This window comes from Lachnoclostridium phytofermentans, assembly GCF_000733755.1.
In the GTDB taxonomy this organism is placed as follows: domain Bacteria; phylum Bacillota; class Clostridia; order Lachnospirales; family Lachnospiraceae; genus Lachnoclostridium; species Lachnoclostridium phytofermentans_A.
The window spans coordinates 142,560-164,562 of sequence record NZ_JPOF01000003.1; the positions used below are offsets into that span (position 1 = coordinate 142,560).

At 33.7% G+C, this 22,003-nt stretch carries 14 protein-coding genes, 1 tRNA gene and 2 pseudogenes; 2 read left to right on the forward strand and 15 right to left on the reverse strand.

Annotated elements, in window-relative coordinates; genetic code table 11:
* Positions 1-121: 121 nt before the first annotated feature.
* From CC92_RS23605 to rluF, 11 genes and pseudogenes are all read right to left on the reverse strand, one after another.
* A pseudogene (locus tag CC92_RS23605) lies at positions 122-663 on the reverse strand (DUF6933 domain-containing protein).
* 590 nt (positions 664-1,253) lie between these two features.
* Positions 1,254-1,367 carry a PC4/YdbC family ssDNA-binding protein gene (locus CC92_RS22080; RefSeq protein WP_081842035.1) on the reverse strand — a complete coding sequence of 38 codons (114 nt, stop codon included), beginning with the start codon at positions 1,365-1,367 and terminating at the stop codon, positions 1,254-1,256.
* Between the two features lie 247 nt (positions 1,368-1,614).
* Positions 1,615-3,618 carry a GmrSD restriction endonuclease domain-containing protein gene (locus tag CC92_RS0106115; RefSeq protein WP_029503849.1) on the reverse strand — a complete coding sequence of 668 codons (2,004 nt, stop codon included), beginning with the start codon at positions 3,616-3,618 and terminating at the stop codon, positions 1,615-1,617.
* Positions 3,611-5,296 carry a DUF262 domain-containing protein gene (locus tag CC92_RS0106120; protein ID WP_029503848.1) on the reverse strand — a complete coding sequence of 562 codons (1,686 nt, stop codon included), beginning with the start codon at positions 5,294-5,296 and terminating at the stop codon, positions 3,611-3,613. Before CC92_RS0106120 ends, CC92_RS0106115 begins: the two co-directional genes overlap by 8 nt.
* A 627-nt stretch (positions 5,297-5,923) precedes the next feature.
* Positions 5,924-6,214 (reverse strand): hypothetical protein, encoded by a 291-nt coding sequence (locus CC92_RS0106130; protein ID WP_029503846.1) that lies wholly within the window; start codon positions 6,212-6,214, stop codon positions 5,924-5,926.
* Positions 6,215-6,249: 35 nt separating this feature from the next.
* Positions 6,250-6,522, reverse strand: a complete 273-nt coding sequence (locus CC92_RS0106135) for a hypothetical protein (RefSeq protein WP_029503845.1) — start codon at positions 6,520-6,522, stop codon at positions 6,250-6,252.
* Positions 6,494-7,360, reverse strand: coding sequence for a hypothetical protein (locus CC92_RS0106140; RefSeq protein ID WP_029503844.1), 867 nt, complete (start codon positions 7,358-7,360; stop codon positions 6,494-6,496). The genes CC92_RS0106135 and CC92_RS0106140 overlap by 29 nt, the downstream gene beginning before the upstream one ends.
* 111 nt (positions 7,361-7,471) lie before the next feature.
* A pseudogene (locus CC92_RS23610) lies at positions 7,472-8,766 on the reverse strand (IS30 family transposase).
* Positions 8,767-9,433: 667 nt separating this feature from the next.
* The gene (gene metA, locus CC92_RS0106150) at positions 9,434-10,339 is read right to left on the reverse strand and encodes a homoserine O-acetyltransferase MetA (protein ID WP_029503843.1); all 906 of its coding nucleotides are present in this window, start codon (positions 10,337-10,339) and stop codon (positions 9,434-9,436) included.
* A 31-nt stretch (positions 10,340-10,370) separates the two neighbouring features.
* Positions 10,371-12,332: an NAD-dependent DNA ligase LigA gene (gene ligA, locus CC92_RS0106155; protein WP_029503842.1), complete on the reverse strand. Its 1,962-nt coding sequence runs from the start codon at positions 12,330-12,332 to the stop codon at positions 10,371-10,373.
* Between the two features lie 443 nt (positions 12,333-12,775).
* Entirely contained in the window at positions 12,776-14,179 is a 1,404-nt protein-coding gene (rluF, locus tag CC92_RS22085; protein WP_081841912.1) for a 23S rRNA pseudouridine(2604) synthase RluF, read from the reverse strand.
* Between the two features lie 358 nt (positions 14,180-14,537).
* Here rluF and CC92_RS0106165 point away from each other — a divergent pair.
* Positions 14,538-14,610, forward strand: a tRNA-Arg gene (locus CC92_RS0106165).
* A gap of 356 nt (positions 14,611-14,966) precedes the next feature.
* Complete coding sequence (locus CC92_RS0106170; RefSeq protein ID WP_029503839.1) at positions 14,967-15,719, forward strand: hypothetical protein; 753 nt, start codon at positions 14,967-14,969, stop codon at positions 15,717-15,719.
* Positions 15,720-15,954: 235 nt separating this feature from the next.
* Here the strand turns inward: CC92_RS0106170 and CC92_RS0106175 are convergent, their stop codons facing one another.
* The 4 genes from CC92_RS0106175 to gltA form a co-directional block, all read right to left on the reverse strand.
* Positions 15,955-16,884, reverse strand: coding sequence for a DUF5688 family protein (locus CC92_RS0106175; protein ID WP_029503838.1), 930 nt, complete (start codon positions 16,882-16,884; stop codon positions 15,955-15,957).
* 700 nt (positions 16,885-17,584) lie between these two features.
* A complete protein-coding gene (locus CC92_RS0106180) occupies positions 17,585-18,382 on the reverse strand; it encodes a hypothetical protein (protein ID WP_029503837.1) in 798 nt (265 codons plus the stop codon).
* A 41-nt stretch (positions 18,383-18,423) separates the two neighbouring features.
* Positions 18,424-20,082 carry a putative bifunctional diguanylate cyclase/phosphodiesterase gene (locus CC92_RS0106185; protein WP_051650804.1) on the reverse strand — a complete coding sequence of 553 codons (1,659 nt, stop codon included), beginning with the start codon at positions 20,080-20,082 and terminating at the stop codon, positions 18,424-18,426.
* Positions 20,083-20,618: 536 nt separating this feature from the next.
* The gene (gltA, locus tag CC92_RS0106190) at positions 20,619-21,998 is read right to left on the reverse strand and encodes an NADPH-dependent glutamate synthase (protein WP_029503834.1); all 1,380 of its coding nucleotides are present in this window, start codon (positions 21,996-21,998) and stop codon (positions 20,619-20,621) included.
* Positions 21,999-22,003: the final 5 nt, after the last annotated feature.

Consider the following 22,003-nt stretch of genomic DNA (forward strand, 5'->3'; position numbering starts at 1 on the left):
CCCTACTATTACAATTATAGGGTTAAGCTATCTTTAAAGTTTACTTGTGAGTTCAAAGACATGGAATTTTCAGTAAATCCAATTCATCACATCCCCACATAGTTCAACCTTAGCTTTATCTTTACAGATAATTTAGTCCCCCATAAACATCCTCGAATTCCTTTCTTAATAAATCAATTGGATAAGCATAATTCAAGGAACCGCACATCAGATTACAACCAATCCAGTGATTCAATATAACTAGATTATGATTATGCGTTGGTAGATGCTCTTCAATCTGCCATGAAATATTAATATCAAAATCTTTCATCTGTCCCAATACTCTTCTATCATGAGTTTTCGTATATTGTACCTGACCACAATCTTCAATGTATGCCTCTACGCCTCTTTCGCCAATCCTTCTATTAAAAATGTTTCTTCGATGGCATCTAATACAATATCATCAAACTTCTTAAAATGTTCCATCTTTAAACCATAAAGAACAATACAATATCTCGTTTTATTATTCATTAACAGAACACCTTTTCTTCTAAATAGCATAAATACATTTGCATGCCATTCATAAAATGGATCTGCTTTTGACTCATCATATGAAGTTAAGTTTATTTTCATTACTTCTGATAATTTTTTGGTACATTCAATTAACATAGGCCCTCCTTTCATGCGCTATAATAAAAGGTATTCACTAGGAATACCTCTTTCTTAATCATCTTTTTCTTATTGCACACTATAAGTGGATTATATCTAACATTTCTGGGCACGCCACTATAACTCAAACGGTGTCACCTGATAAACATAATAACACTGTCAGTTCAGAAAATGGAATTCCTACAATGCCTTGTCTATGGGGCTTTCCTACGTTTATTTACTCCAGTACCATTACATTTACTCCACATTTACACCAGTAAATTTTGTCTTACTCCAATTCTTTATCGTGCCTCTTTTATCAGTTTGAAATTCAAAACCTTTGATTTATCTTTTTGTTCAGCTATAAATTTATTATAGCGGTCCTCATTCTCAGTATCGCTAATTACTAATGTTGTATCGAGGTTGCTTTCGAGTTTTTGCATTTCGGTTTTTTTGTGAACATCTAAAACTGAAAATATACTTAATTCAACTAACTCAAAAGAGACACTATCAATTAATTAAGGACTCCTATTGTAAAGACATAATCATAGAAGTCCTTAATTATATTTCCAATAATAATTTTTTTCTTATTTGTAATAATCTACTGTTTATATATTTACTGGAAGCTATATCAGTTTCTCTATTTCTTCCTTCGTCAATATAATTCCTTTCCCCATCTTCTCATGTTTCGGTGCCCACTCACGAATATGATATTTAGGCGCTGTATCATTCCAGCTTATAAGATTCTAAAAACAGACCTGAGACGGGGCGATAAAATGCCCTATCTTGGTCTGTTTTCTACGATGCTTTCGCATTATTTTCTATTATGTCTTGGAGGATAAACGGGGTTACCTCAACGATGAGACGAGGTATCTCGGGACATAGTGGTCTCAGACCATATGATTATACTATTAAGTCTGATGTATATTTTCAATACAATTATTATATATTATTATGTTATCCATCCATTTTCATCTGTTTATGATACTATCTAATTTCAATACAACCTTCCGTATCCCTAGGTCTCTTGCTTTTAAGAAGATAACAGCATGTGTTGTCTTCGGATATAGCAATATAATTCGATTTAGCATTGTCAAGTAAAGCTTCTTCTTTAATTAAGCGTTTTTTCCAATTAGGCATATCCTCAGGTGGGTTGAAAGTTGTAACAAATGATTTTAAATCACTCTGTACTAACGCCAAAATCAGATTCTTAAAATATTCCTTTTCATCACTATAAATCAAATATTCTAGTTCTCTATAATTATCTAATACTTTTCTTTTAGTTGCGTCATTTACTGTCCATCTAGACCACCAATAATTATAAAACTCATATTTACCATTTGCTTTGACACACAGAAATGCTCTCCTTAAATCAGGCGATATTTCAGATTCTTTGTTAAAGTACCTTTCAAAAACCTCCTGTGCATCAGAAAACAAAGCTTCGTTAAATGTATTAATAAGCAAAGAATCTTTATCATAATCAATACAATATAGCATAAATCTGATACTTCCTCTTAATAATTCATTATCTTCCGCTTTGAATATCAATAATTTTATATTTGGATTTTCATTAATTAATTTTGCCTTGGTTCTTTCTTCCTCAACTTGCTCTTTAGCAAAAGTAGATTTTATAGTGTTGTTATAGAGATAATCATAAATATCACTACAACCTGCTACTAATTCGTTGATTAGATTAATAACACCTAAAAAGGTTTGAGGACTTCTAATAATATCCGGTCTTTTTCCATCCTTGTCGACATCACCTCTCGAAACAATATTTCGTACCACTCTCATCCAATCATAGTATTTATCTTGGTTAAATGTTTCATTTTTTAAAAGGTATTCTGTCTGAGCATAAAACAAAACTTTTGTTGTATATGAGCTATCGCTTTGTGTTTGAGAATATTGACCTTCATCATATACAATTGCCGAAAGAAAAGAACTTTTCGTAGAATGTCTCCATAATGGAAATGGTAAAGTTAGCGTCTCATGCATTACAGTTTTTTCACAGTATAATTCATAACATCTTTTTAAATATGAGAAAGTATCCTGCGAAATTAACGTACTATTAATAAATTCTGTATTATCATTCAATTTCTGTATCAGCTGAACTCTATCTTCTCTTTTTTCAATCGCAATCCGAATCATTATTATCGCTGTCATAAAACGCATATGCGCAGAATCTACAGTGTAATCTCTTCGATATCCTCCTTCCCAAAAATAATCCGTCCAGTCAGTATCAATTTTAAATGAGAATTTTTCATCTGGTCTTTTTCCATCTTCCCAATTTTCTTCAGAGCATTTCTTTTGTAATTCAGCTTTAAAGTTTTCAAAAGCAGTTAATAATTTGCCTCTAGCATTCATCTTTATATACAAATCATCAGTTAATCCGATATTTTCTAATTCTACATAGTAAAAAGTAATATATTTACCGTTAACCAAATTTTCCCACAAATCATCAATTTCCGAAAAATATTGATGAATTTTATCAATACTATTTAACATCGATTTAATTGTTGGGTCATTTTGCCATGATAGAAAGAACCAATTTGAATCAATAATTTTGTCACTTATGCATTTATCGGTATACAGAATATTTATGGTGTTACTAACTAAAGCATTGCAAAACTCTCTTGATGAAATTCTTGTTTCATATGTAAAATTTAAAAGAATTTCTTTATCATTATTTTTTATTTCATTAATATCACGCATATATGCATACCAATGAAGTAAAAAGAGCGTTGTCAATCTTTGCTGTCCATCCAATGGCTGAAAATAACCGTTTACTATATTACCATAGATAAAATCAAGTCTAATATTTTTTCTCTTTTTTATACTATAATAAAGAGCTTCAAGAAAATGTTCCAGGATTTTTATGCTTTCCTCACGACCTTGTGCATAATCTCTTTGGATTATAGGAATTTCAATCTTATGGTCTCTTAATAAATCTATAAAACTTATAATTTTTTCTTCACATTTATCATTAATCATTCTGACCTCCTGATATGTATCCATTCAGTACATTATATAAATCTTGTTCATACTTTTCTCGGTCTTCTTGGGTCCAAAAAGATATTTTTGGTGGATAATCACTAAAATATTTTAAAAAGACATTTTTAGTACATATAGGAATAAATACACCAGACTTATCTTTATCTATTATTGTTTTACGCTTCAATGGAAAAACAGCATTTTTATATCCTCGATTTGTATTTGAATCTAGCAAAGTTAGATTTGTAATATCATTTATATCATCATCATTTATATATTGGTTGAAATGCATTACTATATCTTCAAATATCTTTTTGAATTCAGATTCGTCTTTCCAATCACATTCTTTTGCTCTTTCTTTTAGTTCAGTCCCAGCAACGAATGAATCGTCTATAAAAGGAATTGCGTCTTTTAGCCATTCTTCACGATTTTTATCTGGAATTGAGTCTTTTATTGAAGTGATGTGCTCAATATCCCATCTCCCAGTTTTATACAAGTCAAATGGAAAATATGAATTATCTTTGGTTGTTTTAATCATAGTCAATATGTTATAAAGTAGCAGAACTTTTTCTACATTCTTTCTATCACTATATTGTAGCTCATCAAGCTTAACATTTTTTAATTCCGATTTAACTGCATCATCAAGATAATTTTTAAATTCACTTTTTGTTGAAGTAATCGATACATTATATAACTTCTTTATCGTTGTACTGCTTATACAAATTATATACCCAATTTTATGATATAGTTCTCTATCATCATACCAATCTAAAAAACTTTGATAATATTTTTTTACTTCTTTCCAATTTTCATCAATATTATTATCATTTAATTTTTTACTGAAATATCTAAATGTTGAATATGTATCGGAATTATCCGCATCATCATTCATTAAATCAAAAATAAATTCAATTCTGTTTGTCTCTTTTTTGTTCCCAGTTAGAAAAAACCACAATCTATTATCTTGTAATTTTTGTTCTATATTGTCCCACTCGGATGCTATTTCTAGCTGTCTTAATCTTAGTTTCTCTTCAGCAGCTTTTTCAAAATTTGAGCTGTTAAGAAATAATGCTTTGATTAATTCAGCGTTTGTTAATGGGATTTTCCCAATATTTATACGTGTAAAAATAGCAATTGAATCCTCTTCAAAACTTTCATACCAAATTACTTTAGAATAAAATTTGAATTTTGACCGGAATTCACCCCTATCAAAATTGATATCTCTAGTCTCAAACCAATCACAAATAGTTTTATATGCTATGGAAATATAATAAAAATCCACGTTACTGTCATTAATTTCATTATCATCATTCAAATTATTTAGAAAATTTTGTGTATTTAACCTTGTTTCATAACTTAAATTAAATAGTTTATCGCGTTTTTTTTCTACAAAATCTTGATTTAAGTAATGCCACACCAAAAATATGGTTGTTAATCTTTGCTGCCCATCAATTACTTCATACTCCTCACCACTTTGCTTAACAACGATAGGTTGAAGACAATACCAAGTTTTTTCATTAGTGTCCTCATTAACAAGTCTTGGTACAAAATCATTAATATCATTAAGTAAATCCATGACTTCTTTATGAGACCACCTATAACCTCTTTGATAAGCAGGTATATGAAATGAATAAGTACTTAATTCATTGATTGTCTTAAGTAACAATACATTATCCATAATTCTTTATTGTATGATAGTTATATGATATATCACACTTTCCTTTCACTATATTTTCCTAATTGTGTGATTAGTTTTCTGCATTATCAGAAAACTAATTTATAAAGAACCACATTCGACCTTTTTCTTCCAGTATACCATTCTCCCATAATTATACAACTGTTTTTCAATAACTTTTGGTGGATTATTACGTTGCTGGTATGGTACTATCCATATCCTTTAAAGACAATTTTCATATAATACAAATTCTATATATGTTACAAAAGTCCTTTCAACTTATCTACTTCTTCCTTTGTTAATGTAATTCCTCATCCAATTTCTCATGATTTGGTGCCCATTCACGGACGTCCTATTTAGGAGCTACATCATATATACTCTAAACAACAAATACAAGATGTTAGTGTGAATTGTCATCTTCATCTATCACAATCAAACTCCTCAATGTGGCCCTAACAATATTTTGATTATAATAAAAAACAACTCGATGGATTGCATTCTCAACGTCAGAGTTTAACATTAATTCCTTATTGTAAATCAGAATAAAAAGTACACTTATATCATTTTTAATCAATTCCATGTACTTTTCATCCTGTATATTCGGTATCATGAGCTCTAACAATCTTTTTATTATCTGCTTACGTTTTTCTTCATCTCTATACAAGAATATCTTTCTGATATATACTTAATAATACAAATATGCCACGGATTCTGAAAACGATATTTTATTGCATTTTCAATTATATTTAAAAACTTCTCTAATTCTAAATCTAATTGAGTAATCATTGTAAATATTGATATAGTTTCAACACTCAAATCCATAAATTCAACTGATCTAATAAGAAAAATATCATCTGTTACTAGATAGGCTTTCTTTTCTTCTGCTAGACACATTGCATAATAATCACAATCCCCTAGCATTCTTTGAATATCTTCAATCGATATTCCAAACTCTTTTATTGGTTCAGATGCACCTCAATATTATTTAATGCACAAATATACTCATAAATATCAAATGCATTTTGTAATTCCTTTTCCTTAATTTCTTCAGATACTTCATTTCGATATAATATACCTTCTTGTTGAAAAATACTTGTTACATCGTCTTTATTATAATATTCCATTTTTGCTTTATAATCTTTACTATTACTATTTGAGGTAACACTTTCAACATAGATATCTTTTAAGATAGTTAATTTATCAATAGGGACACCTAACCGGTATAGCATTAAGCCAGCTGTATGTAACTATTAATGACCTATCTGCCATTTTCATATCAACTTTCAGATAAGGATTCCAGATAGTAATTGAATCATTAAGTAGTAGATATTCTATAGTATCGGATAAATATCGGAACATCCCACTTATACTGTAAAACGAAATAGGCATTTCATTTCTTGGCTCACTATATAAAGTAATAAGATTATTCTCTGTTCCATCTGATGGTGTGTAAGTCTTCAAAACAGTAACAAGTTCTGACATATCCCCATCTTGTCCAAAATGAGCGGCAATAATACCTTTCTTTTCATATAGCTTACTCATACAATATTGATAAAGAAATTTTTCAGTTCTCAAATTATAATTTATCATATATTCTTTACCGTCCAGATTTACCTTATCACTTTTTTTCTTTCTAAGTAACTTAACTCCAATTTTGCTTCGTACAAAATAATGTTCCGCACCGGCAAATTTGCTTCCACTATCTGAAAGCATAACCTCATCATTATAAAAACAAATAACTCTATCTTCATCACCGAAAAATACTGTTGATGTGTCATCAACTCTTTCTAGGTCATCTGCATTCTTATTATCAGAGCTCAATAATATAACCATTAAGTAGGCATTATAAACTTCCTTCACGTACTCATCACTGGTCAAAAGACTTTTCGTAATATAACGCATGTGATTTTGTTTATCGCCCAGGTAATCATACGCTCCAGCAATCATATATAACATTTGTGTATAATTAAACTGCTTTGCCGCGGTGAGTTGTAAAACCAGATGCATTTTTGTACGCCCAGAATCAATCTTTGTAAGTGAGAATAAATATTTGTAAACGAAACGCAACTTTTACCCCTGTTTGGTCAACTCTCGCTCGATTTTTTTGTAATCGGAGAATCTACCCCTGTTTGTGTGGCTATGGACAGGTGTTGGCGGCCTAACAGTTTACAGGTTACATTATTTCTTTAAAAGAGAAGGTTTTAGTAAGATGTCTCCAGCTGGTACTGGTTCACATCCAAGCTTTACTAAAACTTCTTCACCCCCGGTAAAAGCTGAATGTTTCGTACGGACTACGATTGTTAAGCTTTTTTCTTTTGTAGGAATTGATGTGATTCATCATTAAATCGATCTCATCCTGCGTCAGTTGATCAAAGCTTGCGCCCTTTGTGAGAATCCTTCGTATCAACTCATGATTTACCTCAATGGCTCCCTTTTGGTATGGCTTTCCTGCATCACAGTAGAATATCCTTGTTTTCAGTCCAGACAGCTTATCAGGTTCTTCTATGGATTTTGGATTTGAAAACTCACTACCATTGTCTGTTACGATGAACGGAAATAGATTCTTAAAAGTTCTGTCACCTAATAGTTCATATAGATATGCAAATACGTCTGTCACGGATTTTGAAGTATTGGCATCCCTTAAGATCGCTAACATAAAACTAGAATCTACGAAATGAATGGTTAGAAGACATTTTCCACCCTTACTACCGATTACAGAGTCCATCTGCACCACTGCTGTATCTGGATTCTTCTCCAGGAATTTTTCGAACTCTTCATATGTTCGTCCAACTCGACAACCTTTGTCTACTTTGAATTCTGGTTTTTTATATCGCTCTCGAAACCTTACCTTTCTTGGCAGATCGATATTTCGAACATCAAACAGACAAGCGTCTATGTAGTTATACATGGTTTTTTCACTGCACATCAGTTCATCCTTATGGTTGATATAAATCTGATGAAGTGATTGCCCTTGCTGCACCAATGGAGATAGGATTTGATTCAGGCGAATTACCTCTTGTTCCGCCACACACAGACCACTCCTAGACTCAGAAATAGTCTCGTTTGCTCTGATGTGTGCTTTCCTCTGCATCATAGAAGTTCTTCACTAAAGAACACTTTCCTATCTCTGTGCAGCTATTGCATATGTAAGGAGCTCGAAACCTGGCCCAACAGACTTCTTCTGTATAGTCAGGACAGCTTTGATTACATAGATTGCAGTGTTTACAATAAAGAGCTCTTCGAGAACAGTTTTTACCACAGATTCTTCTACGGTTACAGGTTTTACAATTTCTACAGGTATTATGAGCCTGACCTGGATAACCAGTTACAATTTCAGAACTATATTTACGAACCTCTCTGGATATGGTGCTAGGGTCTTTCCCTGATCTGCGGCTGATTTCTTTAAATGAAAGACCTTCCTTCAGATTACTTTGCAAATGAAGTCTTTCTTCATAACTAAAAAATGCTGACATGATATCCTCCAATCTGCCACCAACAGTCTTAGAATAGTGGAATAACTAAAAAAGTGCAAACAAAAAGACTGGCATATACCAATCTCTTGTAAGCTAAGGTGCAACCCTTTAGCAGGTATATAATTAACTACTTAATAACTGCTATTTAAAATGGATTGGGTTGCGTTTCATTTTACAATTAACCTTAAATTATATCCATTTTTTCAAATACGAGGTGTGATGTTGATAGGGTTGGCAGATAAATATTAATGATTGGACGAGGTAGTATAGCTATTATGGTTAGTAGGACGATGATCTAAATCAAATTAATTTGGGTCGAGGTGGTATGGGTTACCATTGCTCCGTCTAATCACTAATGGTATAACAACGCTATTGTATCAACCATGGCCGGCCGAAGCATTAGTATAATCCATTAATTCTCTCTAACGCCTTGCCCGGTCGAAACCGGCAAAGCTGAATAGCTTTAGGATTGTGATCACTACAGTGTTACTTGGATTGTTTTTTTGATAGCAGAGCCTTTTACCACTCTATTTTTTTACTCCAATACCGCCCTAGGTTTACTCCAATTTTACTCCAATTACGTAATATTTTATACCATTTTATAACAGTTTATGAATTTTACTCTGATTGCTACAAGTGGATTAAACCAGTGTTTTCAAGCATTTTCTTAAAGTTCATAAGGTGTCACCTGATAAACATAATAATTCAACCAATTCGTATACAACGCATTCGCATGCGCCCTCCAAGAAAGATTCGGTCTTTGCATGGAATCATCACTAGGATAATAATTCTTTGGCAACTGTATTTCAAGCCCCTTAGCTACATCCCTCTTATACTCATTGTCTAAGGTAATACGATCGTACTCCGGATGCCCCATCACAAAGATATGTTTTCCCTCTCCACCTATCACAAGAAGTACTCCTGCCTCCTCTGATTCAGCAAGAATCGTAAGATCTGGGTTTTGTAGGATTTCCTCTCTAGAGGTTTCTGTGTGGCGGGAGTGAGGAGCTAGGAAGACATCATCGAAACCTCTAACTAGTGGCTCTTTTCTCTTTAATAATTTATGTTCAAAGATACCAAACATCTTCGCAGGAAGAGGATATTTCTTGATTCCATAATGATAATAAAGTCCAGCTTGAGCACCCCAGCAAAGATGGAGTGTCGAGGTTACGTTAGTTTTTGACCACTCCATGATTTTAGTCAGTTCATTCCAATAAGCAACCTCTTCAAATTCCATCTGCTCCACTGGTGCACCCGTAATGATTAAACCGTCAAACCGTCTATTTTTCACATCGTCATGAGTTTGGTAAAATTGCTCTAAGTGACTCGTAGCAGTATTCTTACCGACGTAGGTATCGGTGGTTAAGAATGTGATATCTACCTGTAACGGTGTATTACTTAAGCTACGAAGTAACTGGACTTCGGTATCTTCTTTTAATGGCATTAGATTTAAAATTGCTATTTTTAGTGGACGGATATCCTGTTGCATCGCTCGCTTTTCATCCATCATGAATATATTCTCTTCTTCTAGAATTTTCTTTGCAGGTAAATCATTTTGAACTTTAATTGGCATCGATATATCCTCCTCTTTTTATAATAAAGCTTTACGCTTCGTTTAGTAATTTTATGAATTCTTCTTCTGTAATTACAGGAATTCCAAGCTCTTTTGCTTTCTTATTTTTCGATGAGCTTGATGTGTTATCGTTGTTAATCAGATAGTTTGTTTTTGCTGTAACGGAACCAGTCACTTTTCCCCCGTGCTGTTCTATTACATCCTTCACTTCATTTCGATTTGCAAAATGTTCTACGGAACCGGTAATTACAAAGGTTAGTCCTTTCAGTTTCTCAGAACCTTCTGCTACCTCTTCTTTTTCAAAGGTTATTTCCTTTAGTAAATCTTCTATGATAAGTTTATTTTCCGGCTTTTGAAAATAGGACACAAATGCTTCTGCAATCACATCTCCAATCTGAGGAATCAGAGTAAGCTCTTCTGCTGTAGCATTTGACACTCTATTAAAGTCATAACCAAACTCCTTACAGATTAGTTTCGCATTGGCTAATCCGACATTTGCGATGCCTAAACTATAGATAAATTTAGCAAGGATTGGTGTTCTTGCTCTTTCTACAGAGTCTACAAGATTACGGAAGGATTTTTCTCCAAAGCCTTCCATGGTTGTAATCTCCTCTTTAAAATCTTTCACATGGAAAATATCTGCAAGTTCCTTAATCAGACCTTTTGCGATCAGCTTTTCTATGGTAGCCTCTGACAGACCTTCGATATTCATGGCATCACGGCTTACAAAATGGGTAAAGGACTTAATTTTCTTTGCAAGGCACTCTGGATTCATGCAGTAAAGTGACTTTACGTCGCTATCCTGTTTTATCATCGTTTCTCCACCGCAAACTGGACAGGCCTTTGGTATAGGTAAATGTCCGCTTCTCGTAAGGTTATCCGCGATTTGAGGAATAATCATATTGGCTTTGTAAACGGTTACTTTATCACCTAAGCCAAGCTCTAACCCCTCCATAATACTGATATTATGAAGGCTTGCACGGCTTACCGTTGTACCTTCTAATTCTACTGGGTCAAAGATTGCAACCGGATTAATCAGTCCTGTTCTTGAAGCACTCCACTCAATTTCCTGTAGAGTAGTTTCCTTAATTTCATCCCTCCATTTAAAGGCGATTCCGTTTCTTGGGAACTTCGAAGTTCTACCAAGGGATTCACCATAAGCAATATCATTAAAAAACAGCACTAACCCATCCGATGGAAAATCATTCGTCATAATATGATTTTCAAAGTACTCCATCGTTTCTTCCATGTTCTCTGCAGTTACCAGCTTTTCTTCCACCACATCAAAACCTAACTCTTTTAACCAGTTAAATTGCTCCATCATCGTTTTAAAACGGCTCATTTCATCCATTCGTATTAACGAAAAAGCAAAGAAATTAACATTACGCTTGGCTGTTATCTCATTATTTAACTGACGAACCGAACCACTACATAGATTTCTAGGATTCTTATATTTTGCATCTGCGTCCGGAATTAACGCATTTATCTTTTCAAAATCAGAATAACGAATTACCGCCTCTCCACGGATAATTAGTTCTCCTTCATAAGGAATTGTGAGTGGTAGATTTTTAAATACCTTTGCATTGTTTGTAACAACCTCTCCAACTTCGCCATTTCCTCTTGTAACGGCTTTTACTAATTCACCATTTCGATAAGTTAAAACGATGGTAAGACCATCCATCTTCCAGGAAAGAACACCTTCTTTATCACCAAGCCAATCAATCAAAGCTGTTACTTCTTTTGTCTTATCAAGAGAAAGCATCGCTGACTCGTGACGCTCCTTTGGTAATTCACTTAATATTTCATAACCTACATTTCTTGTAGGACTACCTGCTAAGACAATTCCGGTTTCTTCTTCCAGCCTTTTTAACTCATCATACAATTTATCATACTCAAAATTGCTCATAATCTCCCGGTCTTCCTGCTCATAGACTCTGGCTGCCTTATCGAGAAGTTTGGTTAATTCAAAAATCCGTTGTTTCTTTTCCTGCATTGTCTTGCTCCTTTAATACTTCTATACTTTTCATTGCTATAATATAAATTATTCTATACTTTTATATAGTCTACGCCTAAATTGATTCTATAAATAAATTTGTTCTATACTAGTAATTGTTTATTCTTGTTTTTTCTAACTAGAATTCGTCCTTTACCAATAATTTTGTTTTTCTACGCTAGAATTCGTCCATTAATAATAATGTTTATTCTAGTCTTTTCTAAGCTAGGAATCGTCTTTAACAAATAATGTTTGTTTAGTTATTTTTTAAGATCGAATCCGTCCTTTACTAATAATGTTTATTCTAGCTTTTCTATGCTAGGATTCATTCATTACTAATAATGTATCTTCTAGATTTTATTTTAGTATTTATTTGAGTACGAAACTTGTCTTCATTTTCGACCCATACCACTCTTACATAAACTAGATTCTTACTGTAACTCCTAGTATTTCTTCATCCCTTTCGAGTTACCATTAGAAGCAACACGATTACCACCAGCATTCCCTTTTGTATGGCTCTTAGGTTGTGATGTTCTGCTTCTCGATACGTTTCCTTCAGTTCTGTTCTTTGAACTGAACGTACTTCCCTCTGATCTGCTATTTGAACTAAATTTATTTCCTTCTGATTTGTTCTTTGAACTGAACGTATTTCCCTCAGACTTGTTATTTGAACTAAATTTATTTCCTTCTGATTTGTTCCTTGAGCTGAATGTATTCCCCTCTGCCCTGCTATTGGAACTAAATCTATTTCCTTCTGATTTGTTCTTTGAACTGAACGTATTTCCCTCTGACCTGCTATTGGAACTAAATCTATTTCCTTCTGATTTATTCCTTGAGCTGAACGAATTTCCCTCTGTCCTGTTATTTGAACTGAACTTTTTACCTTCTGATTTATTCTTTGATGCGTATTTATTACCTTCCGCTTTATTTCTAGTAGCTTCGCTTTTCTTCTTATCTTCTTTTTTTTCTGAGAAATATCTGTCTTTCGTTTTTCTCTTTCCAGTAGATACTTTTTTACCGTGCGTTTTTGCTATATTAGTTGAATCTACTCTCTCTAATGGGAATTCATCATCCGGTTCGAGAATCAATGCTTCATTTTTTGATAACTCGATTTGTTCCTTTAAGCCCTCAAGTTCCTTATCTGTTAAGTTACGATACCCTCCAACTTTTAACCTTCCAAGATTCACATTCATAATACGTACACGAACAAGTCGAATAACTTTATAATCAAAATACTCACACATACGACGAATCTGACGATTTAACCCTTGCGTTAAGATAATTTTAAATGTAACCTTATCAAGCGCTTCTAACGTACACGGTTTCGTTATCGTATCAAGGATTGGTACTCCTCCTGCCATTCCCTTTAAAAATTCAGCAGTAATTGGCTTATTTACCGTTACGATATATTCCTTTTCATGATGATTTCCTGCACGCAAGATTTTATTAACAATATCTCCATTGTTCGTTAAGAAGATAAGACCTTCAGAATCTTTATCAAGTCTTCCGATTGGATAAATACGCTGACTGTATTTAATATAATCTATAATATTATCTGGTTCTCTTCTCTCCGTTGTACACACAATTCCCTTAGGCTTATGAAATGCAATTAGAACCATCTTTTCTTCTCTACTAACTTCCTTTTTACCAAGCATAACCTTCTGCCCTGGTAATACTTTACTCCCCATCACAGCAACTTCTCCATCGATGGTAACTTCACCTTTTGCAATTCTTGTGTCTGCTTCTCTACGTGAACAGATTCCAGAATCGCTTAGATATTTATTAATACGGACTGCCTTATCTTCCGTTTCTTCTGTATCAAATAATCGTTTTGTAACCTTCGCCATGTTTCTTGTTATCCTTTCCATCTGAGAATCTTAAAAGATTTCTCACCAGTTGTATTATTATATCATTATTTTCTTATCATTCCAATCATTTCTTATTTCCTCAACAGGTACTCAACAATACCTAGGAAAGAGTATCAATACATACCCTAGAGAAATTTTGAATGAAAACATTCAAATGATACCTATGAAATAATTCAATTATATGTCCTTATAACTTATCCAGTATTTTTCTAATGCAATTTCAGTCCTAAATTGAAAAACATTTGTAATTATTGACTTTACAAATCTTTCATTTGTCGATATAATATTGTAGTACTATAAACAATTTAACTCTATAAACCTTTCTTAAGGTTGTTTTGCATCTGTAGCTCAGTGGATAGGGCAGCAGCTTCCGAAGCTGAAGGTCGTAGGTTCGAATCCTATCAGGTGCATTTTTTATACTCAAAAATAGCCTTTCTTCTATCTTTTTTCATAGGAAATCACTTATTCTTCTTTAATCTTTCCTTTCCCATGTAAATTTTTGTTACATCTTTGTTACGAATTATTAACCTTATGTTACCAAATTCCGAGATGATAGTTGATTTTTTGGACATATTTTGGTATGATAGGTAAAGTTAGGTTATTCTTAAAAGCTATTTGAATTTTACTATTACATACTATTAATAATTGCATACCATATCTGTCAGAAGATTTGTTGCTGCAATTAACAAGAATATGCACGTTTTCACACTATACTCTTGACCAACATAGCAATACCACCTCAAAGAAGAACTTAAGGAGTACCCCTATGAGATTAAAGTATAAAAAAATGTTATTATTATTCACAATGGGTATCTTGGGAGTTGGTATGGTCACTATCTCCTTTCAAGTTGCGCCTGATTCTGTATTACCAGCAGCTTTTATGGATGAGGGAGAGCCAGGTTCCTTAGAATCCCCTAGTCCTACCAGTTCTCTCGCTTCTTCACAAGCTATCACTCCTACCGTATCAGCAACAAATACACCTATACCAGATAATACAAATGCGCTGAAAAAGGATGCTTTCCCGGAAATTAATAACCTCTTTAAGACATTCTTAAGTGCAAAAATAAAAGCTGATGCAGAAGCTATAGAAACAATTAAATCTTGTGTTACGGATGCTAGTCTTTTAGATTTTGAACGTATCTCGAAGAAAGTGGAGTATATAATGGATTATAAAAACATCCATTGCTACACAAAACCGGGAACTGGAGAAATAGACTATATTGTCTATGTATGTTATGACATAATGATAACTAAAATACAAACCGGTGCACCAAGTATTGATGAATTCTATGTCACTTATCAAGATGGAAAACCATATATCTATTTTGGAACAGTAACACAGGAAACTAAAACTTATATTGATAAAGCACGGACGGAAAATGATGTTCAGCAGCTAATTGCTGAAGTTGATGATAACTTCCTAAAAGCGCTAGAAATGGATGAAGATTTAAGAGAGTTTTATGAAAATCTTAAGGCTCAGATTCCAAGTGAAGAACCTAGTACAACACCAGAACCGTAAACCCAAGATTGAAAGCATCCACGCTCACATGATTGTTTTACAGAAAATAAATTACAATAACGGGAACAAAATCAATACTCCTAACGAAAGCCTTCTTGCTTCTCTATGGATTGTGGTTTTGTTCCCGTTTTCTTCAAGATGGTTTAGCTAACATGATTTTTATAATTATCCCCGATACCATGCCACTTACTTATATGTATTATTCTTAACACTCGAACTTTTTTGGTAACTTCCTCTACCTATTATCAATCACCAACTCTAACAATATATTCCTTATAGATTCATAGTTATATACAGTATCTGAAAGAATCTCTTCCATAGCAACCTGTGTCTGATTAATTTCTTTCACCATTTCTTCCAAATGCTCTCTATCCCTATCTTCTCCGACTGGTACTAATATTAGCTCATGAATGCTTGACGGCAAAAGGAAAAAATCTGTTCCTAATTGTTTATAAAAAAGTTCAAGTAATCCTTGATATAATAAACAACTAGCACCATTGATCCCACAACTATTTGTTAAAACATACATCGAAGAATTGAAAGAGGTTGGTAAGATCATCACTTCCTTTTGAGGAGTCCATGTCTCTTGCTTGATTGCATCATAAACGATATCCTCCATTGGTCGTATGATTGCTGGGAATGTATTTTTCGTATTTTCCAATGCGACATTTCGCAATTCTTCTACGGACACTCCCCAACTCTTTCGATGTTCTTCTGTAATTCTTACACTACCTATTCCCTCCTCATCCTTTCTGATTAAGCAGTGAAATGTGACTGCGAATTCTAATAATCGATAATGTGGAATACTCTGTAGTAATAATTTGTTTTTCTCATAATTCACTAATCGAAAAATTATCCTTGCTTTCACTTCCTCAAATTCCATTCGAGCTGGAATCATGATCTGTGATGTCTCTCCCTTTACACCATCGTAAGCCTTAATTACCTCATTCACTATATCACTTAGTGACTCACCCTTCTGGTAATTTTCATAATAAGAATTCAAATAAATACTTGGCACTATCTTATCCGAAGTACAACGTATCAAAAGTCCGTCAAGTAATAGACCATTGTTTTTACGAACCTGATTTAAATCTGTTTCATATTCCTCTCCCAAACGCTTTTTTACTTCCTCCTTCATATAGTTTAGGAAGTTTTCATAGGACATTAATGTAGACACCTAGAACACAATCAGCTAATAATATTAACAACACTGCTGATATTCTCCTTTCCTTAATTTCCATGGATTTTTTAACTTTTGACTTCGATCTCAAGGTAGCATATTGATTTATGTTAATGCGAATTCGAACCCCTATTATGTATTAACATAGCTACTATGTGATTCCTTGTTCTATCAAATCATACTAAAAATATTTTGAGATAACATATTACAGCAATCCAATAGTATTACTTTTAATACATGTAATAGGTTCGAAAAATATTGGGATAGGTTAAGATACCCTTTATAGGTGTAGATATTTTTTACAGATTCTTGTAGATTAACTTGAAATGAATATAAAATTAGTAGAAGATTCATTTTATTTGATGCTTATTCTGAGTGTTAATTATGATTTTCCTGTATCAATCAAAATGAAATTAATGAGATAATATTAATGTGATATAATCAAGAGATATAATCAAGAGATATCATCAATGAGATTTAATCTTGAGATTCATTCATAAGATTCATGAGATTCCATCATAAGCTTCCATCATAAGATTCCATCATCAATGAGTTACCTATTCCTTATTAAGACAAAAGTTTTTATTTCTCTTCCATGGTAGTTTTATCGTACCAAAATCAGATAAAAAAAACAATCGCAAGTTTCCATTGCGATTGTAGAAATTTTGTTTTAAAATTCATCAATTTAAATAAAAGATCCTCTGTTATTACGTGAGTAATTTGCATCACTCAAACTGATTGCTACCTGGCCTGGTAAGTAACAAGCCCACATTCCAACACCAGCTGCCTGGATTAGGCTATCTAAAATCTTCGACTCGCTCATTATGTACAAGGAAAGATTATATAATCCAACTTGAATATCACAAAGGAAGAAAAGAATCATTCCAATAAAAAACAAACCATATCGAATCTGCCCATTCATATAATGCTTCTTTGGATATAGAAAAAGTAAATAAAGGAGGTTTGCAACAAAATTCACAATATAGAATACACTTACCATTAAGAGTATATCGATAACAAAGTCCTGGGATTGCAAGAATACGATAATCACAGCACTTAAGAAACCTCTGGTTACAAGGTGAAGAAAAAAGTCTAAAACTCCCTTCTCATTTCTTTTTCTATGAACACGATTTTCCATACGTAGAGAATATCGTAACAAGCTAAACATACGATAAAAATAGATAAGCTGAACGATACAAAATGCAATGATTCCATATTCATATACGGGTGTAAATAAAAGAAAAACGTCCGCTATCACTGTAAATACAAAGGCAACATTTAATAAGATTCGATCTACTGTTGCTTCATAGCATATTGTTCTAACCACGGTTAATATGAGACATAATACGATCGACATGAATTTTATAATCGAGGACACAAGTACTGGACCTCCAAAGAAGTCCAGTGCTAAGAAAGCTAGATATAAAATTCCAAGGGTACCAACAATACCCTTGCTAATCATATTCCCTAAACGATAATTCATATGCTTCCTCCAAATCTAAGGAAAGACATTCTGCCTATTTCCTACGAATTTTCGCTATTTAATCTCTTCAGTACCTCAAATGCTGTTTCCTTTGGTACAGGCTTACCATAATAATATCCTTGTGCTTTTCCACAGTTGATTTCTTTTAGGAATCTTTCCTGTTCAGGCAACTCCACACCTTCTGCAATTACATCAATATTCAAATGCTTCGCAAGATCAATCATCGTGTGAACAATCTTCTGATCAGAATTATTCTCTAATATCGTATCTAAGAAACTTTTATCTATTTTTAAATTATTTACAGGTAATCGCTTAAGATAGTTTAGAGAGGAGTATCCTGTCCCAAAATCATCTAATGCAAATGTGATACCAATTTCCTTAAGTTTTGATATTGTTGTTATAGTAAATTCTAAATCATCTAATGCAACCGACTCGGTAATCTCAAATTCCAAACCTCTTGCATCCGCTTTCGTTTCCTCCAGTATTTCATATACCATCGGTAGAAAATCTTTGTCTTTAAATTGTCTAGCTGATAAATTCACGGCAATCACGATATCATGAAACCCACTCTCTTGGAGGTTTCGCAGTTGTATACAAGACTCATAAAGCATCTTCTTTCCAATAGCTACAATCATTCCATTATCCTCAGTTAGTGGGATAAAATCAACTGGCGCAATAATTCCCTTCTCTGGATGTTGCCACCTTGCTAATGCTTCAAAACCTACAACTCGATCATTTCCCAGATTAATCTGTGGTTGATAATATACAACAAATTGATCCTCTTCTATCGCCTTACGAAGTTCTGATTGCATCTCTAACTTCTGCATCATTTTCATATTAATCGAATCATCGTAGTAGCAGAAATTATTTTTTCCACGCTCTTTTGCTGCGTACATTGCTGAATTCACGTTTTTAACTAAACTTTGTGTCGTCTTACCATCCTTTGGCGCAATCGCAACTCCAATACTAACTGTAATAAAAAATTCCTTCGTAGCAACTCGAAATGGTGTTTCAAAAATTTGCTGTACTTTTAAAATTCTTTCTTCTAATTCTGATATATCAGTTAAGTTCTGAATTAATATAGCAAACTCATCTCCACCAATCCTTGATAAATAATCATTCTCCTTTATCAAATCCTCCAAACGATGCATAACGTCAATTAACATTTCATCACCGTAGGAATGCCCTAAAGTATCATTGATGTCTTTAAAATTATCAATGTCGATGTCTAAGATTCCGACAATTTCATTCTGACGTAGCGTCGCCATAACTCCATCCAACAATTCAACAAATGCAAGTCGATTTGGTAACGACGTCAAATAGTCGGAATACGCCATACGTTTCACGATTTCCTTACTCTTTTTAAGTTCTTCATATTTACTATGTAACACATCCTTGGTTGCTGTAACCTCTGACAATGCCTTCTCTAACTCTTTGTTACTCTCTTTTAGTTTCTGATTTACAGCAATAGCAGCTTTCTCTGCTCTAGTTCTCCTTCTGATATTCACAAATAATAGAAGGAATAATACCGTAAACACCACAATCGTCACAAGTAAGATATATAACAAATTCTGTCCAGATCCATTCTCCATTTGAGTTACGGCCGTTTCTGCATTTGTACTATGCACATTGAGTTCGGTATCTGCAGTAGCCGTATTCATTGCTGAAAATACAATTTGAAGCAATCTGCTTTTTCCCATTCCTATTCTTACGCTCTTTTGGTGTTATATCGCATTCAAGTAATCCAAACTATGATTCCTTGTTTCTCTACAGAGCAATCCTTTCTACACAATATGCCATTTATTGTGTTACAATATGCCATTTATTGTGTTACAATATGTCACCCGTTGTGTTACAATCTGTTATCCATTGGTTCTTTCATATAAATATCCGTTCTTAATGTTCAAAAAATTGCTTTAATAGATATATACTAACATAATTACCACATTCTTTCAATTATAAAATTACAGCTTTTTGCAAAAAAATACATTGCAATTATTAGTAAAACGAATATTATGCCGCATCTTGCTAAATGCATAGGAATATTAATCTTTCTTGGTCGCATTCCTCGAAGAAATAATCATTTATAATAATTACTGCGAAATTTCTTTAAACAAGAAAAAGTGGTGACAACCAAACATTCAGTATGTAGCATAGCTTACATTGAACTATTTTAGTTATCACCACTTCTATTGTATATTTATCCTCTACATTAAATTAAAAATAATTGTGTATATTATGATAAAAATTCATCAATACCTTTCGCTGCTGCTTTTCCTGCTCCCATTGCAAGGATAACAGTTGCTGCACCTGTAACCGCATCACCGCCGGCATAAACACCTTCTTTGGTTGTCTTACCGTCAGACTCTTCTGCAATAATACATTTATGAGAATTAATCTTAAGTCCTTCTGTTGTAGAAGAAATTAATGGATTAGGACTTGTTCCTAAGGACATGATAACAGTATCAAGATCTAGTACAAATTCAGAATTTGGAACCTCCACTGGCCTTCTTCTTCCGGAAGCATCTGGCTCACCAAGTTCCATCTTTACACAGCGCATTCCTTTTACCCATCCATTCTCATCGACAAGAATTTCTGTTGGATTTGTTAACAGGTCAAATATAATTCCTTCTTCTTTCGCGTGATGTACTTCTTCCACTCTTGCTGGAAGTTCTTCTTCACTACGACGATAAACAACATGAACCTCAGCTCCAAGACGTAATGCAGTTCTGGCAGCATCCATCGCTACATTACCACCACCTACGACTGCTACCTTTTTACTGGAAACGATTGGTGTATCATAGGACTCATCAAACGCTTTCATTAAGTTACTTCTAGTTAAATATTCGTTTGCAGAAAATACACCGTTTGCATTCTCACCAGGAATACCCATGAATTTTGGTAGACCAGCACCGGAACCAATGAATACCGCATCGAAGCCTTCCTCATTGAATAATTCATCAATTGTTGTTGATTTTCCGATGACTACGTTTGTTTCGATTTTAACACCAAGAGCTCTAACATTCTCAACTTCTGTCGCAACTACGGTTGATTTTGGTAAACGAAACTCTGGAATACCATAGACTAATACACCACCTGGCTCATGAAGTGCTTCAAATATCGTTACATCATAGCCAAGCTTTGCAAGATCTCCAGCACAGGTTAAACCAGCAGGGCCAGAACCAATCACCGCTACTTTCTTTCCCTTTCTCTCCTTTGGAGGTTCCGGTTTAATTCCATTCTCTCTTGCCCAGTCTGCAACGAAGCGTTCTAATTTACCAATCGATACTGGATCTCCTTTGATACCACGAATACATCTAGCTTCACACTGGGATTCCTGAGGACAGACACGACCACAAACTGCAGGTAATGCAGAATATGTACTGATCACACGATAAGCCTCTTCTATATTACCAGCTTCTACTTCTTTAATAAAACCAGGAATATCAATGCTAACAGGACATCCTAACACACACTTAGGATTTTTACATTTTAAACATCTAGCCGCCTCTAGCATTGCCTCTTCCTTATTATATCCAAGACAAACCTCCTCAAAGTTTTTCGCTCTGACACTAGGTTCTTGTTCTCTTACCGGTACTCTCTTTAATACATCCATGTGTT